Raw genomic sequence first — 584 nt, 5'->3', positions numbered from 1 at the left:
GCAGAGCGTGCACCTCCTGTGCCGAGACGGATTTGCAATGAACGGGCCGGAACCAGCCAAGATGAAGCAGGCGCGCAATGCCCTCGGCATCCCGTCGGTCCGTCTTGATCGGCATCGCCTTCAGAGCACCCTTCACCTGACGGGTCTCCATCAGCACTACACTCAGGCCCGCCTCGGTCATGCCACGATGCAGCCATTGCGACAGCGGACCGGCTTCGAGACCGACGACGGCGATGGTGCCATCCAGGTTCTCAATCCAGCGCGCCAGCGCTTCCGGCTCGCTGGCCGCCTGCGCCTCCCTCACGATCTTCCCATGCTCGCTGATGACGCAGATCGCGGTCTTCTCCAGCGACACGTCCAGTCCGACAAACAGCTTCATCCCGCAGTCCTCCCGATGGATCCAATACGGGAATGGCGCCAGATTGCCCTCGGTTTGACAACGGTAACGGGCAGGTCGCAGCGCAGGCCCCGTTACGGCATCTCGTTCTCGTTTCATAGCCAGAACATGACGGTTGCTGCGAGGGCGACGGCGGATAGGAATACCTTCGGGCATCGGTCGTAGCGTGTAGCGACCCGTCGCCAGT

The 584-nt window shown here is 62.7% G+C and carries 1 protein-coding gene and 1 pseudogene; both read right to left on the bottom strand.

Annotated elements, in window-relative coordinates; translation table 11 throughout:
* On the bottom strand, nucleotides 1-379 hold a 379-nt coding region (locus FHD67_RS20270; RefSeq protein ID WP_139599868.1), incomplete at its 3' end, for an IS110 family transposase.
* 113 nt (nucleotides 380-492) lie between these two features.
* Nucleotides 493-584 (bottom strand): annotated as a pseudogene (locus FHD67_RS20265) (IS5/IS1182 family transposase); the annotation flags it as partial.

It is taken from the genome of Paracoccus haeundaensis (genome assembly GCF_006239215.1).
Lineage (GTDB): Bacteria > Pseudomonadota > Alphaproteobacteria > Rhodobacterales > Rhodobacteraceae > Paracoccus > Paracoccus marcusii.
This window is presented reverse-complemented; position numbering and strand designations above follow the sequence as displayed.